Source organism: Neisseria sp. P0001.S005 (assembly GCF_051963715.1).
This window is the reverse complement of the sequence record NZ_JBQCTZ010000513.1, coordinates 1-575: the sequence shown is the minus strand read 5'-3', so window position 1 is coordinate 575 and position 575 is coordinate 1. Positions and strand designations below refer to the sequence as shown.

Here is a 575-nt window from a genome sequence, read left to right as displayed (position 1 = left end):
GGGCATCCTTTTTTTCTAATTGACTCCTTGATGGGAAATGATGCCGCAATCTCTGTCCAAGCTTGTTCCATATCTTCATATTTAGAATATGATTCAGCTGCTTTTACCGCAATGTCGCCATAAATCTTCATTTTTGGTTATACCTTGAGGATTGAAAAGAGATTTTCAGACGGCCGGTTACGCCCAAAGGCCGTCTGAAACGCGGTTTACAGCTCGAAATCGCCCAAATCGTCCGCGCTGACTTCCGAATCAATCTGACCGATTAAGTAAGAAGAAATTTCCACTTCCTGCGGCGCAACCTGTACATTGTCAGAAGACAGCCATGCGTTGATCCAAGGAATCGGATTTTGGGTCGCACCTTCAAATCCGGCAGGAAGGCCAACCGCCTGCATACGCAGATTGGTAATGTATTCAACGTATTGAGCCAGAATTTCCTTGTTCAGGCCAATCATTGAGCCGTCTTTAAACAGATAGGCCGCCCATTCTTTTTCCTGCTCGGCTGCTTTTTTGAAGAGGTTGAAACACTCGTCCTGCAATTCATTCGCAATTTCAGCCATTTCAGGATCATCGGCACC

2 protein-coding genes are annotated in these 575 nt (G+C 45.7%); both read right to left on the bottom strand.

All coding sequences use genetic code 11. The features are described from left to right. Positions 1 to 131, bottom strand: a 131-nt coding sequence (locus tag ACTHSP_RS21390; RefSeq protein WP_440346926.1) for a DUF6979 family protein, incomplete at its 3' end; no start/stop codon positions are given. Between the two features lie 75 nt (positions 132 to 206). Further along, positions 207 to 575, bottom strand: a 369-nt coding sequence (locus ACTHSP_RS21385; RefSeq protein ID WP_440346925.1) for a ribonucleotide-diphosphate reductase subunit beta, incomplete at its 5' end; no start/stop codon positions are given.